Annotated in this window: 19 protein-coding genes; 12 read left to right on the top strand and 7 right to left on the bottom strand. The window is 57.7% G+C overall.

Features of this window, described 5'->3' with window-relative positions; genetic code table 11:
* The first annotated feature begins 23 nt into the window (after positions 1-23).
* Positions 24-506, top strand: coding sequence for an SRPBCC family protein (locus tag GRAN_RS08360; RefSeq protein WP_241654411.1), 483 nt, complete (start codon positions 24-26; stop codon positions 504-506).
* Between the two features lie 203 nt (positions 507-709).
* Here GRAN_RS08360 and GRAN_RS08355 read toward each other — a convergent pair whose 3' ends face one another.
* Positions 710-946, bottom strand: a complete 237-nt coding sequence (locus GRAN_RS08355; protein WP_128912450.1) for a hypothetical protein — start codon at positions 944-946, stop codon at positions 710-712.
* Positions 947-1,204: 258 nt separating this feature from the next.
* Here GRAN_RS08355 and GRAN_RS08350 point away from each other — a divergent pair, with 258 nt between their 5' ends.
* The 7 genes from GRAN_RS08350 (at position 1,205) to GRAN_RS08320 (ending at position 7,945) form a co-directional block, all read left to right on the top strand.
* A complete protein-coding gene (locus GRAN_RS08350) occupies positions 1,205-2,635 on the top strand; it encodes a bifunctional folylpolyglutamate synthase/dihydrofolate synthase (protein ID WP_241654410.1) in 1,431 nt (476 codons plus the stop codon).
* Positions 2,632-3,408, top strand: coding sequence for a lysophospholipid acyltransferase family protein (locus tag GRAN_RS08345; protein ID WP_128912449.1), 777 nt, complete (start codon positions 2,632-2,634; stop codon positions 3,406-3,408). The genes GRAN_RS08350 and GRAN_RS08345 overlap by 4 nt, the downstream gene beginning before the upstream one ends.
* A 190-nt stretch (positions 3,409-3,598) precedes the next feature.
* Positions 3,599-4,384 (top strand): gamma-glutamyl-gamma-aminobutyrate hydrolase family protein, encoded by a 786-nt coding sequence (locus tag GRAN_RS08340; RefSeq protein ID WP_128912448.1) that lies wholly within the window; start codon positions 3,599-3,601, stop codon positions 4,382-4,384.
* Positions 4,385-4,422: 38 nt separating this feature from the next.
* Positions 4,423-5,031, top strand: a complete 609-nt coding sequence (gene rsmG, locus GRAN_RS08335) for a 16S rRNA (guanine(527)-N(7))-methyltransferase RsmG (protein ID WP_128912447.1) — start codon at positions 4,423-4,425, stop codon at positions 5,029-5,031.
* Between the two features lie 147 nt (positions 5,032-5,178).
* Complete coding sequence (locus GRAN_RS08330) at positions 5,179-6,150, top strand: ParA family protein (RefSeq protein ID WP_128912446.1); 972 nt, start codon at positions 5,179-5,181, stop codon at positions 6,148-6,150.
* A gap of 60 nt (positions 6,151-6,210) precedes the next feature.
* Positions 6,211-7,122 carry a ParB/RepB/Spo0J family partition protein gene (locus GRAN_RS08325; RefSeq protein ID WP_128913038.1) on the top strand — a complete coding sequence of 304 codons (912 nt, stop codon included), beginning with the start codon at positions 6,211-6,213 and terminating at the stop codon, positions 7,120-7,122.
* A gap of 46 nt (positions 7,123-7,168) precedes the next feature.
* The gene (locus GRAN_RS08320; RefSeq protein ID WP_128912445.1) at positions 7,169-7,945 is read left to right on the top strand and encodes a methyltransferase family protein; all 777 of its coding nucleotides are present in this window, start codon (positions 7,169-7,171) and stop codon (positions 7,943-7,945) included.
* A gap of 46 nt (positions 7,946-7,991) precedes the next feature.
* Here GRAN_RS08320 and GRAN_RS08315 read toward each other — a convergent pair whose 3' ends face one another.
* Complete coding sequence (locus GRAN_RS08315) at positions 7,992-8,288, bottom strand: HU family DNA-binding protein (protein WP_089836598.1); 297 nt, start codon at positions 8,286-8,288, stop codon at positions 7,992-7,994.
* 293 nt (positions 8,289-8,581) lie between these two features.
* Complete coding sequence (locus GRAN_RS08310; protein WP_128912444.1) at positions 8,582-9,283, bottom strand: DUF2461 domain-containing protein; 702 nt, start codon at positions 9,281-9,283, stop codon at positions 8,582-8,584.
* A 109-nt stretch (positions 9,284-9,392) separates the two neighbouring features.
* Between GRAN_RS08310 and mnmE the strand changes: the two genes are divergently transcribed.
* Complete coding sequence (gene mnmE, locus GRAN_RS08305) at positions 9,393-10,763, top strand: tRNA uridine-5-carboxymethylaminomethyl(34) synthesis GTPase MnmE (RefSeq protein ID WP_128912443.1); 1,371 nt, start codon at positions 9,393-9,395, stop codon at positions 10,761-10,763.
* Positions 10,764-10,771: 8 nt separating this feature from the next.
* Here the strand turns inward: mnmE and GRAN_RS08300 are convergent, their stop codons facing one another.
* On the bottom strand, positions 10,772-11,824 hold the full coding sequence (locus GRAN_RS08300) for a glycosyltransferase family 2 protein (protein WP_128912442.1): 1,053 nt from the start codon (positions 11,822-11,824) through the stop codon (positions 10,772-10,774).
* 5 nt (positions 11,825-11,829) lie between these two features.
* Positions 11,830-13,362: a B12-binding domain-containing radical SAM protein gene (locus GRAN_RS08295; protein ID WP_128912441.1), complete on the bottom strand. Its 1,533-nt coding sequence runs from the start codon at positions 13,360-13,362 to the stop codon at positions 11,830-11,832.
* Between the two features lie 191 nt (positions 13,363-13,553).
* Here GRAN_RS08295 and GRAN_RS08290 point away from each other — a divergent pair, with 191 nt between their 5' ends.
* The 3 genes from GRAN_RS08290 to GRAN_RS08280 are packed head-to-tail and all read left to right on the top strand — an operon-like array spanning position 13,554 to position 16,768.
* Complete coding sequence (locus tag GRAN_RS08290; protein WP_128912440.1) at positions 13,554-14,819, top strand: GumC family protein; 1,266 nt, start codon at positions 13,554-13,556, stop codon at positions 14,817-14,819.
* Positions 14,816-15,496, top strand: a complete 681-nt coding sequence (locus tag GRAN_RS08285) for an acyltransferase (protein ID WP_128912439.1) — start codon at positions 14,816-14,818, stop codon at positions 15,494-15,496. The genes GRAN_RS08290 and GRAN_RS08285 overlap by 4 nt, the downstream gene beginning before the upstream one ends.
* A gap of 39 nt (positions 15,497-15,535) precedes the next feature.
* Positions 15,536-16,768 carry a hypothetical protein gene (locus tag GRAN_RS08280; protein WP_128912438.1) on the top strand — a complete coding sequence of 411 codons (1,233 nt, stop codon included), beginning with the start codon at positions 15,536-15,538 and terminating at the stop codon, positions 16,766-16,768.
* Positions 16,769-16,798: 30 nt separating this feature from the next.
* On the opposite strand, the gene GRAN_RS08275 is transcribed toward GRAN_RS08280, so the two are convergent.
* Both GRAN_RS08275 and GRAN_RS08270 read right to left on the bottom strand, forming a co-directional pair.
* Positions 16,799-17,500 (bottom strand): methyltransferase domain-containing protein, encoded by a 702-nt coding sequence (locus GRAN_RS08275; protein ID WP_241654409.1) that lies wholly within the window; start codon positions 17,498-17,500, stop codon positions 16,799-16,801.
* A gap of 155 nt (positions 17,501-17,655) precedes the next feature.
* On the bottom strand, positions 17,656-19,140 hold the full coding sequence (locus GRAN_RS08270) for an MATE family efflux transporter (protein ID WP_128912436.1): 1,485 nt from the start codon (positions 19,138-19,140) through the stop codon (positions 17,656-17,658).
* Positions 19,141-19,194 lie beyond the last annotated feature (54 nt).

Here is a 19,194-nt window from a genome sequence, read left to right as displayed (position 1 = left end):
GGCGTCATCAGATGGAGAAAGCCATGCCGCGACATGACCACATCCTCCGCCACTCCACCACCATCGCGGCCCCCATCGACCGCTGCTTCCTGCTCTCGACGCACATCGATACCGTTCGCCAGACCCTCGCTCTCACACCGGTTGCAGGACGGACAAGCGGGCATGTTGCCATGGGCGATCGGGTAACCTGGCGCGGTTGGAAGTTCCTGCTCCCTCAGGTGCATCACACGCTCATCACGGGGTACTGCTACCCCACTTTTTTTCAGGACACCCAGGAGCGCGGCCGCTTTGCCCGGTTCCAGCACGACCATCACCTGACAGAAACGCCGTCGGGCACACTGCTTGAGGATGAAGTCCGTTTTGCCCTGCCTTTTGGTCCGCTCGGACGCCTGGTCGCCCGGCTTATCCTGATCCCACACATTCGCAAGCTTCTTCGTCAACGATTCGCGCTTCTCAAGCGGCTGGCAGAGTCCGACGCCTGGCGGGATGTGCTCACCCCGCCCTGAGCCTATCCCGCTCAGGCGTCTCGACTCCGCTTCCAGCGGTACTGTCGCCATGCGCATCGTTTGCAGGCCCAGGGATAGGCACCGAAAATCGCGAGGACGCGGTCGAGGATTCCACGCTGTCTGGATCGGACGAGTTGCGGGTTGGAGCACGTGCAGGATCGAAAGGTCGCCAAGCGACAGATTTTAGAAGATCGCTGCTGCGTCTACAAATGAGCCGAGACGCGCACGCTCAACTCGCCGTCGTGGCTCCAGGTGGGCCGCCAGCCGGAACCGACGCGCACGGTTGTCTGCAGGAGGTTCCATGCACTTCGTCGTGCCTCGATATCAGCTCGTTTGCGCGCCGAGGAGACCTGCCGCTCCGCCCAGGCCCACGCCCGCCAGTAGTCGACCAGAAGCAACAAACCGAAACCGCCCAACGTGATCAGAATCGCAAGGACCATATCGTCTCTCCCGTAGTCCGGCAAGCTCTGGCCTGCCACGGCCTCGGACAATTATCGGCGGGGATTACCCTGAATTGAGTGCGGGGCCGCACCGCAGGGGAGGGGTTAATCTCGCCGATTCCCGTTTCTGCATTTATCTTGCACTGAAAGAATTCTTCCCTGCAACTCCGGAGCCTGATAAAGATCGATGCCCGCCTCCATCTGCCGGGCGTCGGGCCAATTTCCCGGCAACTGCTTCCGTGGAGAGGACATCGTAAAATGACCGCAATGCTCACCTACGCCGAAGCCGTCGACCACCTCTACGCACTCGGCCAGGAACTCGCTCCGCCGGTTGATGGCGCTCCCCGCCGAAAGTTCGATCTCGAGCACATGCGCGTCCTCGCTCGTGCCCTCGGTGATCCGCAGCTTCGCTTTCCGTCTGTCCTGATTGGCGGGACGAATGGGAAGGGCTCAACTGCCGCGACGCTTTCGTCCATTCTCAGCGCCTCGGGCTATCGGACCGCCCTTTACACGTCGCCGCACCTGTATCACGTGAACGAGCGCATCCAGGTGGATAGCGCCGCGATCTCCGACGAGGACTTTGCCCGGCACTACGCTCATGTGGGCGATGTCGCTCGGAACCTTGTCGCTACAGGGAAGCTTCCGCACATGCCGAGCTTCTTTGAGGTGCTGACCGCGCTCGCCTTCCTCTCCTTTGCCGAGCAGCGTGTCGACATCGCTGTCCTTGAAGTCGGTCTTGGCGGAAGGCTCGATGCGACCAATATCGTCGAACCGGTGCTCTCGATCCTGACTGACATCGCGCTCGATCACCAGGACTATCTAGGACCCACGATCGCCGACATCACGCGCGAGAAGGCTGGCATCCTGCGCCCGTCGGGCACGCTCATCACCTTGCCGCAGCATCCGGAGGCGAACCAGGCGATCGGAGAGGCCGCCGCCGGGCTCCGGCTAAATGCCATTAGCGCTGCCAATTACATCCCGACTCCGGAGGCAATCGTGCGCGAGCCGAGCACAAGCATGCAGCCGATTCCGCGGAACCACTATGTCGTCTCGTTCGCAGGACAAGCGCTTGAGGTGAACTCCCCATTACCTGGCCAGCACCAGCAGAGGAACATCGCCCTTGCCTTGGCCGCTGCCGCCGAAATAAGTAACAGAGAAGGTAGCTTATTTCTGCAAAGGGAGGGAATAGGCAACAAAATAAGTAACAAAACCACGATCGCCAGTGTTGAAGCGGGTATACGCGGGACACAGTGGCCCGGCAGGCTTGAGTTTCTCCCCCCGAACCTCCTGCTCGACGTAGCGCACAACCCCGCAGGCGCCTGGACGCTGCGAGCCGCGATCACCCAGCTTCCCGACTCTCAGCCACGCACCCTCATCTTCAGTTGCCTTCGCGATAAGGATCTCGACGAGATGACCAAGATCCTCTTTCCCCTGTTCGACTCCACATCGGGCGACCTGGCGCGTGCGCATGACCACATCATTCTTGCCCCGATCCCGAACCCGCGTGCTGCCGAGGTTGAGGATCTGCTCGCAGCAGCGCAGAGGCTCGACATCCCGGCACATGCTTCGCCGCATCTTGAGGCCGCTCTGACGCAGGCCCGCGCGATCACCCCAACAGGTGGCCTGATCGTTGCGACCGGATCGGTCTATCTAGTCGGCGAACTGCGCCACCTGGCGACGCAGGCATGAGCACCACGGCTCCTCCTCTTCCAAAGCGCAAGACGGCTCCAATTGCTCTGCGCACCCTGACGTACCTTGTGCTGATGCCCCTGATCGCGGCTTCAACGGCCTTCTTCGGTTGCATCTCGCTCGTGTGTGGCCTTTGGGACAAGTCGGGCCGGCAGCAGCATGCGATCGCAAGGATCTGGGCCCGCTCTTTGCTCTGGATCAGCTTCTCACCGGTTACGCTCATCGACCAGCACCATCTGCGTGCGCATCCGGTGGCCGTCTACGCTTCCAACCACCTCAGCTACATGGACACACCTGTTCTGTTCGCGAGACTTCCCTTCCAATTCCGCATCCTTGCCAAACAATCGCTCTGGAAGCTCCCATTTGTCGGTTGGTACCTCAATCGCTCTGGACAGGTTCCGGTCGATCAGAAGTCGGGCCGCTCCGCCATCGCCGGACTACTACGCGGCGTCGCGACCCTCAAGGCAGGACTGCCTCTCGTCCTCTTTCCGGAGGGCGGCCGGTCGGAGGAGGGTACACTCCAGACGATGCTTCCTGGATGCGCTTTCATGGCGATCAAGGCGCAGGTGCCGCTCGTGCCGGTCGCGCTGATTGGAACCTACGAGCTTCTGCCGATTCATACCTACCACCTGACTCCGCGCCCGCTCAAAGTCGTGATCGGTGAGCCGCTGTCGACCCTCGGTCTCAGCACACGCGACGCCGAGGCGCTGACCGAGAAGCTTCGTGATTCGATCGCGAAGATGTACGCGCAGCACGCTCTCCCGTCCCTATGAACACCGAAAATCACGGTCAGAAGAGGTGAAATCGCACCAGGATTCCCTACAAGCGATCGAAGGAACTTTTTGATCCTCCTACACCTTGGAAAGTGTCCTGGAGGCTCGTCTCGAAGGCCTCCACGCACTGATTTCGCGACCTCGAGTAGCTTCCGCCAGTGCCATCGCCTATATCATCCAGAGAACAGCCATGACGACCGTTCCGACTTCACACCCGCTCCGCATCGCCATCCCCGTACCCACCTTCGACGACCTCGAATACAACAGGAGGTCGTGGATCGTGTACGCCGAGGCTATCCGCCAGTCGGGAGGAGAACCGGTAGAAGTGCCGCTCACCCTCGCGCATGGCGACTTAGCTGCGCTCGCGAGCACCTGCCAGGGAGTGCTTCTGCCTGGCAGTGGAGCAGACGTCGATCCGGACCGGTACGGGCAGGATCGTATCCAGGAGTGTGCCCCGGCGGACCCCGCGCGGGAACGGGTGGATACCTTCCTTCTCGAGGACGCACATCAGCTGCGCAAGCCGGTCTTCGGGATATGTTTTGGAACTCAGATGTTAAACGTGTGGCGCGGAGGGGCTCTCGTCCAAGACCTCTCTATCCTCCCGGTGAATCATCGTGCGGGACGCTCGGTTGCCATCGCACATACAGCGGCTATTGCCCCCGAGTCTCTGCTCGGAACGATCCTCCAGGAGGAAGGCACAGCCGCGAGCGAGGCGCCGGAGCAGGACGGATTCATGCGGCTTCCCATCAACTCCAGTCATCATCAGTCGGTTGCCGTCCCTGGTGAAGGGCTGCGTGTCTCGGCTCGCTGCCCACAGGACGCGGTCATTGAGGCGGTCGAAGGCGATGCTCCAGGTCACTACATCCTGGGAGTGCAGTGGCATCCGGAGCGCAGCTATGAGCAGAGCCCGTCGTCCCGTGCACTCTTCGCCAGGTTCATGAAGGAAGTTGCAGCTTGGCCGCGAGCCTCAAACTAGGTCCTACGCGGGGTTTCCGACCCGCTATCATCAGCAGAATGCCGACCCTGACAACTGCCGTGATTGGGTACCTCCTGGAACCGTTTCTCCCCGATCTTCCTGAATCGCTGCTTGCGAGCCTCTCCGCGTACCTGGACCTCTTGCTTAAGTGGAATGCCCGGACGAATCTGACAGCGATTCGGACTCCGGAAGAGATCGTGAAGCGCCACTTCGGCGAAAGCCTCTTCGCAGGCCTGCATCTGCCTGAGTCCGCGACGCTCCTCGATTACGGGACAGGAGCCGGATTTCCAGGGCTTCCGATCGCCTTGATGCACCCGGAGGTGCGGGTCACTCTCGCAGAGTCGCAAAACAAGAAAGTCTCTTTCCTGCGTGAAGCTGTGAGAAGTCTGGGCGTTTCGATCGATGTCTGGCCCAAGCGCGTTGAGGAGATGCCTTCCGATCTTCGCTTCGACTGCGTCACTCTTCGGGCGGTGGATGACATGGAGGCAGCTCTAAGGGGTGCTTCGCTCCGATCCCGCTCTAAGATCGTGCTCTTGACGAGTCAAGGCGCGGCACAGCAAATCGAGATCTCCGGGTTTCAAGAAGAGGAAACGATCCACGTACCTGAATCCAGCGATCGCATTGTCACGATATTTGCCAGGACTTAGCCTATGTTCCACGTGGAACATTTCGGCGTGAAACACCGCCCATCAAGTTGTTCCACGTGGAACAACGCCTCCTCCTGCCGGAAACCCACCGAATACCGGCGAGCATTTGTAACCACGCCCACATCCCGGTAACCTCGACCTACCGCGATGATCACCATTCACCCGCATTCCAAACAGCTCGCCCAGACCCTGCCGGAAGCAACAACCGCTGCAGCGCCCGACCCGGTAGCTTCCATTGTTCGCGCTCGGGGCAGGGTCATCGCCATCGTCAACCAGAAGGGTGGCGTCGGTAAGACAACGACGGCCATTAATCTCGCCGCCGCCATTGCACTCGAAGGTCTCCAGACCCTTCTCATCGACTGTGACCCCCAGGCAAACACTACGGGCGGACTCGGCTTTCCCCGCGACCTTCCCGAAGCCGAGCCAAGGATCAGCGTGTATGACCTTCTACTCGGGCACGCAACCGCGAAAGAGGCGATCCTTCCCACCGAGATCCCCACCCTCTTCCTCGTGCCCGGGTCGAAGAATCTCATCGGCGCAAACCTCGAGCTAGTCACCCAAGATCGCCGGGAGTTTCGCCTGCGCGACGCGCTCGCTCCCATCCGAGCCGAATATCCCTTCATCATCCTTGACTGCCCGCCCGCACTAGACCTCCTCACCCTGAATTCGCTCGTTGCCTCTGACGGACTCCTCGTGCCCATGCAAGCCGAATACTTCGCGCTCGAGGGGATTTCGGAGTTGATGAGTACCCTCGACCGGGTCGCCGCCGCCTTCAATGATGGTCTTGCTCTTGAAGGTGTCGTGCTGACCATGTACGACGACCGCACGAACCTCTCGCAGCAGGTAACTGAGAACCTTCGCGGTTTCTTTGGAGATAAGCTCTTCAAGACAACCATCCCACGGAACATACGCCTCGCCGAGGCTCCCAGCTTCGGGAAACCAGTTCACCTCTACGACCCCCGCTCCCGCGGCTCAGAGGCCTACATGGCCCTCGCCCAGGAGCTTCTCACACGGAATGGTATTGTCAGCCCCCGCGAGCTCGAGCGGCGTGCCGAGCAGGAAGAAGAGAAGAAGCGAATCCCGGAAAAGAAGGTCCGCTTCTGGCCGTATAACAAGTAATCTGTCCACGTTTGCCGTACATTGGCCCACATCCTGACCACAGAAAGCAGCATGAAAACGATGCCTCCCACGCCTGTTCCGAACCCGAAGCGCCGCGCCCTCGGCAAAGGTCTAGAGTCGCTCCTGCCCAGCCGCCCCGCACCAGCACCAGCTGTAGTCAACCTCGCCGCCTCGGCACCCGCGAACGGCCAGCCTCTTGAGATTCCGGTAGACCAGATCGACCGCAACCCGTTCCAGACGCGCACGCGCTTCGACGAGGCGCAGTTGAATGAGTTGGCAAGCTCCATCGCCGCCACCGGTGTCGTCCAGCCGATCGTCGTTCGCACGCTTCCGAGCGGGCGCTACCAGCTAATCACCGGTGAGCGCCGCCTGCTCGCCTCGCGCAAGGCCTCCAAGACCCATATTCCGGCGATCCTGCGAGTCGTCTCGGATGAGCAGGCCATGGAAATGACGATCGTCGAGAATCTCCAGCGTGCCGACCTGAACCCCATGGAGCAGGCTCGGGCATACCAGCGTCTCGCGCATGACTTCAAAATGACCCAGGAGCAGATGGCCACGCGTACCGGCAAAGAGCGTGCGAGCGTTGCGAACTTCCTGCGTCTCTTGCGCCTCCCAGTGCCTGTCCAGGAGAAGGTTGAAGCTGGCGAACTCAGCTTCGGCCACGCCCGTACTCTGCTTGCGCTCGACTCGCCCGAAGCAATCGCAGCTGCCGCTCAGAAGGTCATGGCACTTTCAATGTCGGTGCGCCAGACAGAAACCTATATTCATAGCCTGATAAACCCAGAAGTAAAACAAAAGAAAGAAGATAAGAAACAAGACCAGGCCGATCCAAACGTCCGGGAGGCACAGCAGAACCTCCAGCGCACGCTTGGCCTTAAGGTAAGGATCGAGGACAACCGCGGCAAGGGCCGTGTAATTATCGAATACTCCGGCGTGGAAGACTTCGACGCCATTCTCGCTGCGCTTGGCTAGACAAACGGCTAGGCGACCGAACAGCCTGGAATAAAGGATAAGAATCATGCGCGCATCAGCCCTCGAATTTCGCCTCCGGTACTTCCTGCACGCCATAGTCTTCGCCCTGGGCTTCTGGGCACCCTGGAGCCGCTTCCTCCCGTTCAACGGTATGTTGGGTTCTCACGAGTCGACGTGGCTCGCCCTAGCATCCCTCCCGGCCCGCAACGGGTGGGCCTCCTTTGATGCCTCCACGATCGGCGTTCTGCTTCTCGGAATCGTCTTTTCGGCGCTCGCCGCATTTCTCCGGACTTGGGGCAGCGCATACCTGGGAGCATCCATCGTCAAGGATGGTGCCATGCACGGTGGAGCAATCGTCGCCGATGGCCCCTATCGCCACGTGCGCAATCCTCTTTACCTCGGAACGTTGATTCACGCTCTCGCGCTCGGGCTGCTGATGCCACCGAGCGGCGCGTTGTTCACCATCCCTGTGATTGCCTTGTTGCAGCTTCGCCTGATCGCGGGAGAGGAGGCCTTCCTCTTCACCTCACTTGGACCGGCCTATACAGCATACGTTTCTGCGGCTCCCCGCCTGGTGCCGTCCCTCAGGCCTCGTGTCCCTGCGGCAGGGGTCCGTCCCCGCTGGACGCAGGCAGTATTCGGTGAGTTGTATGTGATCGGCGTAGCGCTCTCGTTTGCCATCTTCGGTTGGCGGTACAACGCCTTCCTGCTCACGAAGTGCGTGCTCATCGCGCTCGGCGCGTCGCTCGTGGCGCGTGCCTTCCTTCCAGCGTCACCAGCCATGCAGCAAATGCGCGAGCCTGCCGCGAACCCCGGTAGCTGACACCGGGTCACGGCAGGCTCATCCTTACATCTTGCTCAGACCTTACCTACTTCTTTGGCGGAGCGATCGTGTCCTTCGCGACCTTTGCGACGCGGAACTTGACCACGGTCTTCGCCTTGATCTTGATCGTCTCACCCGTCTGCGGGTTACGGCCCAGGCGTGCCTTGCGCTCAGCCTTCACGAGCTTGCCGATTCCGGGAATGGTGAACTCCCCGTTCTTCTTCGTCTCTTTGACAGCGGTTTCCGCCAGCAGTTCGAGAAAGCCGGATGTCTGCTTGTTGGTGAGTTCCATCTTCTCTGCCAGTGCGCGCACCAGCGCAGTTTTGGTCATTCCCTTTGCCATGTTGTCTTACTCCTTCGTACCAAGTTGTGATGCCGCTTTCGCGGCGGCTCACGGCTCGCACCGCACTTGGCCGCGATGAGAAATCGCCAGTGTTTATGCGGGTGCGGAGTACCGTACCGCCATTCACCTTCGGCTTTTCGCAAACCTTTGTCAACCGTTTTTGCCGACTTTCCACAAGTTTTTGCGGGTTTTCTGGGCTTTTCAAGAGATTTTCCCAAAATATCAGCCAAATATAGCCTTTTGCGGGTTCTAGTGGCTCCGCCCGAGGTGCTGCAACAGCAGCGGACGCTTACCTAGAACATTGGTTTCGGCTGTCGTTTCAACAACGGTTCATTCAGGAGAGCAACCATCGGAGCCGCAAGCTTGAAGCGGCTGACGACCTCCTTCGTGAGCCCAGGACCAAGCGCCGTCTCCACCGGCAGCGTCGCGGAGACACCCCATTGCCGGCACATGATCAACCGCATCGCCTCTGCAGAGATGGTGGCGTCAGCGAAGCCCTTGGGAGGCCGCGTCAGGCTTTGGCCTTCGAATTCCGACAGGCTTACCTTCATCTTTTTCGACTGGAGCAGCTTGAGGAACTCGGCATGGTGCTCCACAAGGTGTCTGCGGATGGCAAGAAGCTGAAACTTGTCCGGTGCATAGACGCCCGCCGCAACGGTCAAGCCCGTGGGACCGAAGCTCGTGTAGAAGCCGGCGCCCGAGGTCTTCTCCATACCATCGCGTGACCACCACGCTGCAAGCCGCGTCTTGTAGGGAGCCTTGTTGGCCGAGAAGCGGATGTCGCGATAGATGCGCATCATCGCCTTTTGCGGGGGACGGACATGCTCCGGCGCGAAGTCGAGGAATGCGTCGTTGATCTCGCCGATGAGCTCGAGCATAGGAGCCTTGAGCTCGGTTTCATAGATGGTCTTCCGCGCTCCGAACCATTCGCGATCATTGTGTCGAGTGAGGCCGCGCAGGAACTTCAGCGCGTTCTCGGAAAAGTGCACTGGCATAGCGCTATGGTAAGCGCCCGAGGCCTGTTGATTCGCACGAGCGCGAGCCTATCGCAAACTCGCGGTCCGGTTTGGCGTGGCATCCTAAGAGGAACGGACAAACCTCCCTATGGACCCCGATCTCACGTTGGAACAGGACACGATCGTCGCCGTCGCGACGCCACCCGGCCGCGGTGGCATCGGGATCGTGCGCTTGTCGGGGCCAGCCGCTTTGCAGACTCTCATGCCTCTTCTCAAACTTGAGGTGTCTGCTGAACCGCGGCGTGCAACGTTTGTGCGCATCCTCGATCCCGCGAGCGGACACCTGATCGACGAGGCGGTGATCACTTACTTTGCGGCACCGAACTCCTACACGGCAGAAGATGTGCTTGAGATCGCATCGCACGGATCGCCGGTCGTTCTCGGGTTCCTCATCGAGCAAGCGCTAGCAGGCGGAGCACGGCTTGCCCGGGCGGGAGAGTTCACGCAGCGCGCGTTTCTCAACGGACGAATGGACCTCACGCAAGCGGAGGCCGTTCGCGACCTGATCGACGCAACCACCCATCACCAGGCGCGGCTCGCGGCGGAACAATTGGGGGGAGCACTTTCAAGACGACTCTCACCGACCAAACGAGCACTGCTCTACCTGATCGCATCCCTCGAAGCCGGAATTGACTTCGCCGAGGATGACATCGACGTGCTGCCCGATGAGAAGATCGTCGCGTCGCTTGATGCGGTCGAAGCGCCTCTCCGATCTCTGGCTGACTCGTTCCAATATGGCCGCATTCTCCACGCGGGCCTGAAGCTGGCAATTGTCGGAGAGCCGAACGCGGGAAAGTCTTCCCTGTTCAATCGTCTGCTCGACCGCGATCGGGCAATCGTGACCGCAACGCCCGGGACGACACGCGACCTCATCTCCGAGCGAGTCGCGATCGAAGGGATTCCGGTCGAGTTGATCGACACAGCCGGCTTACGGACCACGACCGACGAAGCGGAGATGCTTGGTATTGCCAAGAGCCATGAAGCGCTCGCTGCGGCCGACCTCATTCTTGTGGTGACGGACGCGTCCAAGGTGATCAGCAGCCAAGAGCGTCTTCTGCGCAAAGAATTAGAGAATCGCCCATACATCCTTGTCCGAAACAAGACCGATCTGCTTCCGGATACCGCCGGGGCGTCAGTCCCTGGCCTCGACGAAGGAGTTCACGTCTCCGCGCTCACCGGAGTGGGTATCGATATTCTCAGGGAGGCGATCACGTCGCGGATCCACGGCACAGCCACGCTCGAATCAGGGTTGCTGACGAACGTTCGTCAGCATGATGCTGTGAGCCGATCCTTGGCGGCTCTCAGCGAGGCGCGGAGGGCGGTCGCCGCGCGGATCCCTCATGAGATGGTTATGTTAAACCTTTACGCAGCGCTGCAGCCTCTCGATGAGCTAACGGGGACGACAACACCAGACGACGTGTTGAACCTGGTCTTCTCTACCTTCTGCATTGGGAAGTGAGTAGGTCACTACCGTGGATTCGTGGCGACTTCGGCTTGCCTTCTCCCAGCGAACATGACGCCAGCGACAACACCAAATAACTGTGCGCAGGCCCTCGCTGCAAGGATTGCGGGCGAGAGCATCCCGATCAGCGGGTCCTTGGCAAAGGCTCGAGCAGCGAAGGGCAAGGTGCTGAGTACGAAGGCTCCTAGAACAATTGCGGTGGCGGGGACAGCGGGCCGTACGATGAGGTCAAACACAGCAGCAGTCACAAGTGCAGGCGCAAAAAGAAGCTGAAGCTTCATCACTTGAGGCGTGTGGCTGTCTTTGACACCCTTGCTTGGGTTCTTGCGCACGGCCAAGACCCGCCAGAAGGCGAACTTGTACTTCTTCTTTAGGTAGCGCGAGAACGAGTCGGGATGGGTGTGGCAGACAACGGCCTTCGGCGCGAAGACCATCTTCCAGCCACGCGCGGACATCCGGTAGGACAATTCGACGTCCTCCGCGCATGCGACAGGGAACGAGGTGTCGTACCCGTTCATCTCCAGGAAGTTCTCGCGTCGAAAGCCAGCCGAGTAGGTATCGACAAAATCGATGCTTGGCAGGTCGGCCATAAGGCGGTACTTATCTTCGTATTCGACCTGGACAAAGCGTGCTGCGAGCTCCCGTTGCCGCGTACAGTATGTTCCTTTGACACCAACAACCTCGCGGCTCTCGAAGGGCGTAAGCATCGCATCGAGCCAGCCTGTCATGGGAATACAGTCGTCGTCGGTAAAGAGAAGAATCTCTCCCCGCGCCTCGAATGCGCCCAGGTTCCGGGCTGCGGCAGGTCCGGCATTCGCCCGGGAGATGAGACGGACAGTAGGGTATCGGCGAACGACGTCCCCTGTCTCATCCTTCGATCCATCGTCGATTACGAGGATCTCAATGTCCCGGCCCGCGGTCTGATCCAGCAGGGCCGTCAGGCAGTTCCCGATACGGGAAGCGCCATTAAATGTCGGAATGATGATGGAGGCTGACTTCGCTTCCATCATCATTCCGGGATGTGCTTCTGGAGAGTTGCGCTGAATCACATCAGCCATTGAGGTTATGCGGTCGCTTGCTGCGGCTTGCTGGGGGTCGCCGCGTCTGCCTTGCTGTGCTCGCTTCCCTTGATCAGATACTTCGACAGGGTCAGGAACCCCTTGACGTTACGCTGAAGCTCGCGCGGATCCGTCAAGGACTGCTTCAGCTTGTAGGCGAGATAGGACGGCGCAAGATAGAAGCTCCGCCGAGCCTTATCGCAGAAGCTGACAAGCTGCTCATGGGTAATATTCGGCAGGGTCACGACGCTGTTGTGCAGACCGTCCTTGGTCAACCACGCGCCCCAATCCTCGATCTGGATGTAATCCCGCTTCTTCGCTTCCTGGTATGCGACTGTTCCGGGATAGACCATGATGGGAAAGAACTGGGCCGTATCCGGGCGAAGAGCCTTAGCGAAGTCGAGCGTCTTCTCCATGCTGGCGGGCGTTTCGTTCAGATTGCCGACCATGAAGCAGCCATGCACCATGATGCCGGCACCTTGGCAACGCCGCACGAACTTATGGGCTTCTTCGTGATATTTGGCATCGCGGCGGTCATCGTTGTTCTTCTTCATGCCGTTGATGACTTCCACGTCGCCGCTCTCGAAGCCGACGCAGAAAAGACGCGCTCCCGCCTTATGCAGGGTTTTTAGGAGCTCGTCTTCGGCTCCAATATCGGCGCGGCAGTTCGCGTCGAAGGGAAGCTTGTTGCCACGCTTGATCAACTCATTCGCCAATTCGAGCGTGCGCGGTCGGCTCACGATGAACGTATCGTCCTCGAGCATGACCGTCTTGATCTCGGGCATCTCCTTGGCAACATACTCAAACTCGTCCGCCACATTGCCAACGGAGCGATACCGCATGGTGTGACCGCTGAAAGTCTGCGGATAGACGCAGAACGAGCAGTGATACGGGCAGCCGCGGCTCGTGTCGAAAACCACGAGAGGCCAGAGGGAGTGACCATAGAAATAGTCGGGTGTATGCAGGAAGCGCTTGTACACCTCGGAGACGAACGGAAGCTCGTCGAGGTTCTTGATCGCATCACGCTGCTTGTTGCTGACAATCTCTCCGTCGGATGCGCGCCGCCAGACGAGGCCGTCCACGTCAGAAAGATCGGCTCCGCAGGCCTTCGCTTCGAGCCAATCACGCACGGTGTATTCATATTCCCGAATTGCGACAGCCTGGAGCGAAGTTGACATCGCAAGCGTTTCCCGTGGAAGCGAAGAAACATGCCGACCAACCATCAGGGTGTGCAGCGAAGGCTTCGCGGCAACCAGCGCATCGATGACCGCGATGTCATTGATGATGCTCGGAGTCGAGGTGTCGCATACGACCGCGTCGATGTGTTTCGCTTCGATCCGGTCTATCACGGCCTTCACGGAGAAACCGCCAGCCGGAGCATCCACCAGATCCACGTCGTGACCGTTCTTGATGGCCACACCAGCCGCAGTAGCCAGCCACTTGGGATAGTAGAGGGTTCCGCTCTTGGTAACGGCTGGGCTACGCTGCTCACGCGAGAAGCGCGGATGAAACGGGGGGTTCAGAAAGAGCACACGCATTTTGGAATAAGCCTCCGAGTCCTACCTGATTGTAGAACACAAGTTTCTCGTATTGGTTTCGGTCTAAGGGTTTGTCGCCGCTCGAAGCGGGTCCGGTCTCTTATGCAGAGAGAGACACCAGTAGGGAGATCCTGGATAACTATCTGAACGGTGAGTGCCGGATCCTCAAGAGGTGAGATACGATATTGGTGATGCCGAGGAAAAAAGAAGCACTTGACTCCGACGATCCAAATTTAGAGTCGACTGACCCCGAGCTAACCGCCCCCCAGCTAACGGATGGACTCGATCTGCTCGATATTTTACTTGTTCTTTCCGCCGCCAAACGAAAAATTGCGGCGTTTACTCTGATAGCCACGATCCTCGGAACGATCCTGGCACTCGTCCTGAGACCCACTTTTACAGCGACCGCTCTGGTTCTTCCCCCACAACAAGGCCCTTCAGCTTCTTCCATGCTCGGTCAGCTTGGCTCCCTGGCGTCTCTCGCCTCTGGCAGCCCACTAAAGAATCCAGCAGATGTCTACGTGGGTATTCTAAATAGCAGAACGATTGCGGACGCAATCATCGGGAAGTACGGCCTCAGTGAGGTTTACCGGAAGAAAACTCTCGAAGACACGCGCAAGGCTCTGAAAAGCAACAGCCGTTTCCTTGCAACGAACGACGGGATGATTCATATTCTTGTCGACGATCATACCCCGCAGCGGGCGAGTGCAATGGCCAATGCCTACGTTGATGAGTTGTATGCCATGAACTCCCACCTCGCTATCACCGAGGCAGCGCAACGGCGAGTGTTTTTCGACCAGGAACTTACAAACGAGCGCAAATCTCTTACGGAAGCCGAGGACGACCTGAAGCAGACTGCCGAGAAGACCGGTGTGATCCAGTTAAACGGCCAGGCGGAGTCGATTATCCGGAGTATTGCACAAATCCGAGCACAAATCGCGGCACAAGAGGTGCGCATTCAATCGCTGAGGACATTCGCGACGGACCAGAATCCAGAGGCGATCCAAGCTGAGCAAGAGGCTGCCGCACTTCGAAGCCAGCTTGCAAAGCTGGAAAACGATCCACAAAATACCGGATCGGGGAACCCTGAAGTCGTGGCGGGTCAACTTCCGGCGGTAAGCCTCGAATACACTCGAAAATATCGGGAGTTGAAATATCATGAGACGCTCTTTGAACTGCTCTCCAAGCAGTACGAAGCTGCGCGAATCGATGAAGCGAAGGCTGCTCCATTGCTTCAGGTCGTGGATCGTGCGATTCCCCCCGATCAGAAGTCGAGCCCGTCGAAGGCGGTCCTGATTCTTGGATCCTGTGCTTTAGGCTTCTTCATTGGTTGCGTCGCGTCTCTTTTGGCTCATTTTTTTTGCAAAATCCGGCAAGTCCCGAAGCATGCTTCTCAATTAATTCATCTGCGAAATTCGCTTCGTATTATGCCGTGGCAAGCGGCCCGGGAGAAATGAACCGCGCCGTGACAGCCAAACCCGGCCCTCCTAACGCTCTCGGTAGGATTTTTGCCTCTGAAGTGCCTTTTCTGGCTATATGGAATGTGCTTCGCAGCACCGTACTGAAGGCTAAAAGTAGCCTGATGAGCGCGGTACTCCAGGCACCCGGATTGTATCTCGGGCCAGGCTGCGTACTGCGCGGATCAAAATTCACGAAAATAGGCAGGAATTTCTATGTTCACGGTCACCTGTGGATGGAGGCCATTACCGCATACCAACAACAGCGGTTTTGTCCGAGCATTCGAATCGGTAATAACGTCTCGTTCTCCGAAGGGGTGCATATCACTTGTATAGACAGCATTTCAATCGGTAACGGAGCTTTATTCGGCAGCAGAGTCTACGTATCGGATCACAACCATGGGTCCTATAAGGGCGAGATACAGAGTCACCCGAGTGAGCAGCCATCGCTCCGTGCTTTAGGAGGCGGTGGTGCGGTCATGATTGGCGACGACGTGTGGATTGGCGATAACGTCGTAATTGTCGGCCCAGTCACCATCGGACAGGGTTCTATCGTGGCAGCAAATTCGGTCGTTCGCACTGACATTCCAGCATTCACGATGGTCGGTGGCATCCCGGCAAGAACGATCCGCCGTTTCGACCAGCAAGCAAGCCGGTGGGAAAGGCCTAACCCGTAGGTAGTTGAGCCCGAGCCAGTTCGAGAATTCTCATAACGCATGCAGATCAGTTTTCCAGTCCGGAGCTTCTTCAAGCCCTCCTGTATATCGATGGTTGCGGTATCTGCGAGCGTGTCTGCGTGGCTCTTCCCGACCTTTGGCATATTAAGGAAGGGGTTTGATCATCCGTCACGTCTCGACGCTAACTCTGTGATCATTCTTGCTTGCTGGTATCTCCTCATCTTTGCGAGTTTTTTCTTCGGCCAGAAGCTCGCTGGGTTATCGGTACCAGTCGAGGGGTACAGGTCCGAAAGCCGAACGCTCGGCCTGGAGTCGAACGCCGTCTATTTGTGCTTCACATTCCTTGCGGCCCTCGGTTTAGGGTCGATGCTCTCGGTTATCTTCCAGAACATGTCCTTTCGGCAGGCAGTGTTATTTATCTCTCTCGGACAGACAAATGCTTTAAAAGAATCGCTGTATGAGGACTATCACGTCGGACTCGTTTCGCTCCGCTATGTTGTGCTCTACTCGGCATCCATCGCTCTCTACCGGATAGTCGGATTCAAAAGATACTCACTTCTCAATATCTTCAATGTCTTGATGCTTGCCCTCAGTGCCTTTCTATCCTATCGCTTGATCCTGATTGCAGCCTTGATGGTCACCTCGTTCCTGTTGAGTTTCAGTCAAAAGGTCATCAAGGTGAGCGTCGGGAAACTGCTTGTTATCGCGACGAGTCTGTTTTTGATTTTGTCCGTTTTGAATCTCTCACGCAACGCGGATTTCTATGAGCGAAACAAGCTATCGTTCGGGCTTGCTGGACTCAACGAGATTGTCGCCTACCTTGGAACCCCATTTCAGGTTGCAATTGGAGCGACTAGTGTCACCGACCAGCTGGCGGCACAGGGGCCCGGAGACCCAATTCATGGGACCGAACCTTACCGCTATTATGTGGACATTGGAATCAACTACAACACAAACTCGGCCTTCGTTGCCTTGCATCAGAAAATGGGTTACTGGTGTTGGCCTTACGTTACCGGACTTTGTCTCTTCATGGGAATCGTGTTTCGTACCCTGATCGCGCTGGGCAAGACATACTTTCTTTTACCCTGCGGGGCGATTCTGTATGCGTCAAGCGAACTCTGGCGTCTTGATCTCTTCGAGCAGGGAACCTTCATCATTTGGTTTGTGGTTGGTATCGGTGTTCCCCTGTTCGTCTCCTGGCTCGATTATTTCTTTGCGACGCTGAAAATATCTCCGATGATCGCTAACCGGCAAGGTCGAAGTGACTCTTAACCCCTTCACAGAGAACACTCGAAGATCGATCTACTCTCTCCAACGGGCAAGGATGATCATGTGATAGGGGAGCGAAAGCTCAACGGCAATCACTTCCAGTCCCACCCGTGTGAGAAGTTCCGTGCTATTCCGTTCATCGAACACATGATGATGCATCATCCGGTTCGAAAAGTTGTTCTCGCAGCGGATTCTGAACTCTTCTCGGCTTCCACTCTTAAGAAACCCGTCCATGGTAATGTCGTGGAGACGCACAACCTCTTCAAGATGGGTTGTGTCATCTTCCGCCACATCGTTCCTGAAGTCATCGAACATGTGCTCGACCGAGGTGGTCTTCCTCAGGTGATCGAAGGTGCTTTTGTAGTGAGGAAGCACGAGGATAAGCGCGCCTTGAGAGCGTGTAATCCTCTTCCACTCGAGCAGCGCTTTGATGGGATTGGCAAAGTGCTCGAGGTTGTGCGACGACAGGACGAAGTCATAAGTACCCGCCGAGACCGAGGCGAGATTGGAGCCTTCGGCAATGATGACTTTCCCCGGTGCTCGCGATGAGCTGAACCTATAGCTTTGTTGATGCTCGCCCCAAGCCGTCCTGTCAGAGAAATTGCAATTATCAAGGGATCCTACGCGATCGTAGATTGGCAACGGAGCGAACGCCCAGTGACATCGCGATGGTGTGCGCCAGCCTCTAAAGAGATCAGTAGGACCGCCGATCTCGATGCCGCGCTTGTCTTCCACAAGCGATAGTGCTTGTTCGAAGCATTGCACCCGCCCTTGAAGCAGAAGACGTAGCTTCCGCCTGGCGCGAGCAGGAAATGTTGAGACGAGTTGTGCCATTCTATCCATAGAAAAGAGATGCCCGTATCGGCGTCGACTCCCGAGAGGGAGAGGGGTCAAGTGCTTGTGTGTTTGCGGATCTCGGAACGTGAAAGATTCCCGGCAACTAGTACAAGTGTTAATCCGCAAGCGAGCGCAAAAGCCTGCGGCGGGGGAGACGTCCCCTTGAAAGGGTAAATGAGGAGCGCGATCAACGGAATTCCGGTGAGCGCAGGAATACAGAATCCTGAGATCAAGAAAGTGCCTATCCCAAATGTCACCTCCTTGTGTGTGCGAGGCATGTTGTAGATGACGTGGCCAAGCATGCCGACGACTCCACCGATGAGTGTGCCTGCCGCCACGCCTCCCGCACCATATCGTACTCCGAGGACGATACTTGCAAGCAAATTCGTAAGACCTTCCAGTAATGGGCTAAGGGTTACGAGTTTTTGCTGACCAGAAGCGACCAATACAATGGAATAGGGTGTACCGGTTAGGCGGATGATGTTGGCGGCCATCAGAACAACCAACAACATATGTCCTTGGCTTACATACTGATGTCCTACCCATATTCGAAACACGGAACTGCTATAGATCAGCAAAGGAAGTCCCGTAAGGCTCAGCAAGGTTACGGCCAGGCGCGTCGTAGAGATCACCATATTTCCAAGTGCCACCGCATCTCCGCGCGCGTGAAGCACTGCGGCGTGTGGCATCATGGCACCGAAGACCGCAGTCTGAACACCTGCGATGAAGGTCACGAGCGACGTCGCCAAGGCATAAGGTACGAGGGCCTCTAAGTCGAAGTGGCCTACAAAGAGCAAATCCAGGCCTGTGATGAGAAGAGTCGAAAAAGACCAGATCATCAAGCTGAAGCAGTAATTAAATAACTCGCGAGCCATGGACTTTTGGACAAGTTCAAGTCGAAATCGCGTCTCCGAAAAATATCTCACCATAAGGTAAAGAGAGCCATAGGACGCGAGGTTGACCATAGCGACAATGACCGCCATCGTCACAATCGAAGCGCCGTGGAGCGCGGCAACAATGAGCGCGATCGCGGAGATGAGCTTTGAGGATCCCATCACGGCCGCGATCAACTCATTTCGCTGCATCCCGATGAAGACCCCGCTCCACGCCGAAGAAGGCAGTCCCAGCGCGATCGAGGACCCTACAATGAGCAACGCCCCTCGCATCGAGGGCAGCAGGGAGACGGGAACCTTCGGGAATAATATCCCTGTCGCACAGGCCACACCGACCAATAAAAGAACCGCGATGAGTGACGCGATGGAGAGTCCGACAAGAGCTGTGCTGAAGACGGAATCGCGTTGATGTGTGTCGTGCCTCTCGTTGGCAATCGCTACGTAGCGGCCTACGGCGGTCTGCAGGCCAAAATCGAGATAGCTACTGTAAGCTGCCACTTGTAGGACGAGCACCCAAACGGCATACTCCATCTTGTCCATGTGTCGGACCAGCACTGCGGGCAAAAAGATGGCAACCACGCCTGCCGTACCACCGCGGACAAGATTTGCGGTCGCGTTTTTTGCGAGCCTCCATCTGACTTCCATTTTTCCTCGGCTTTCCAATCCCAACCAAACGAGGATTGAGGTGATTAGGTCATT

It is taken from the genome of Granulicella sibirica, from assembly GCF_004115155.1.
GTDB lineage: Bacteria > Acidobacteriota > Terriglobia > Terriglobales > Acidobacteriaceae > Edaphobacter > Edaphobacter sibiricus.
The sequence above is the reverse complement of the archived record's forward strand: the minus strand, read 5'-3'. Positions and strand labels throughout refer to the sequence as shown.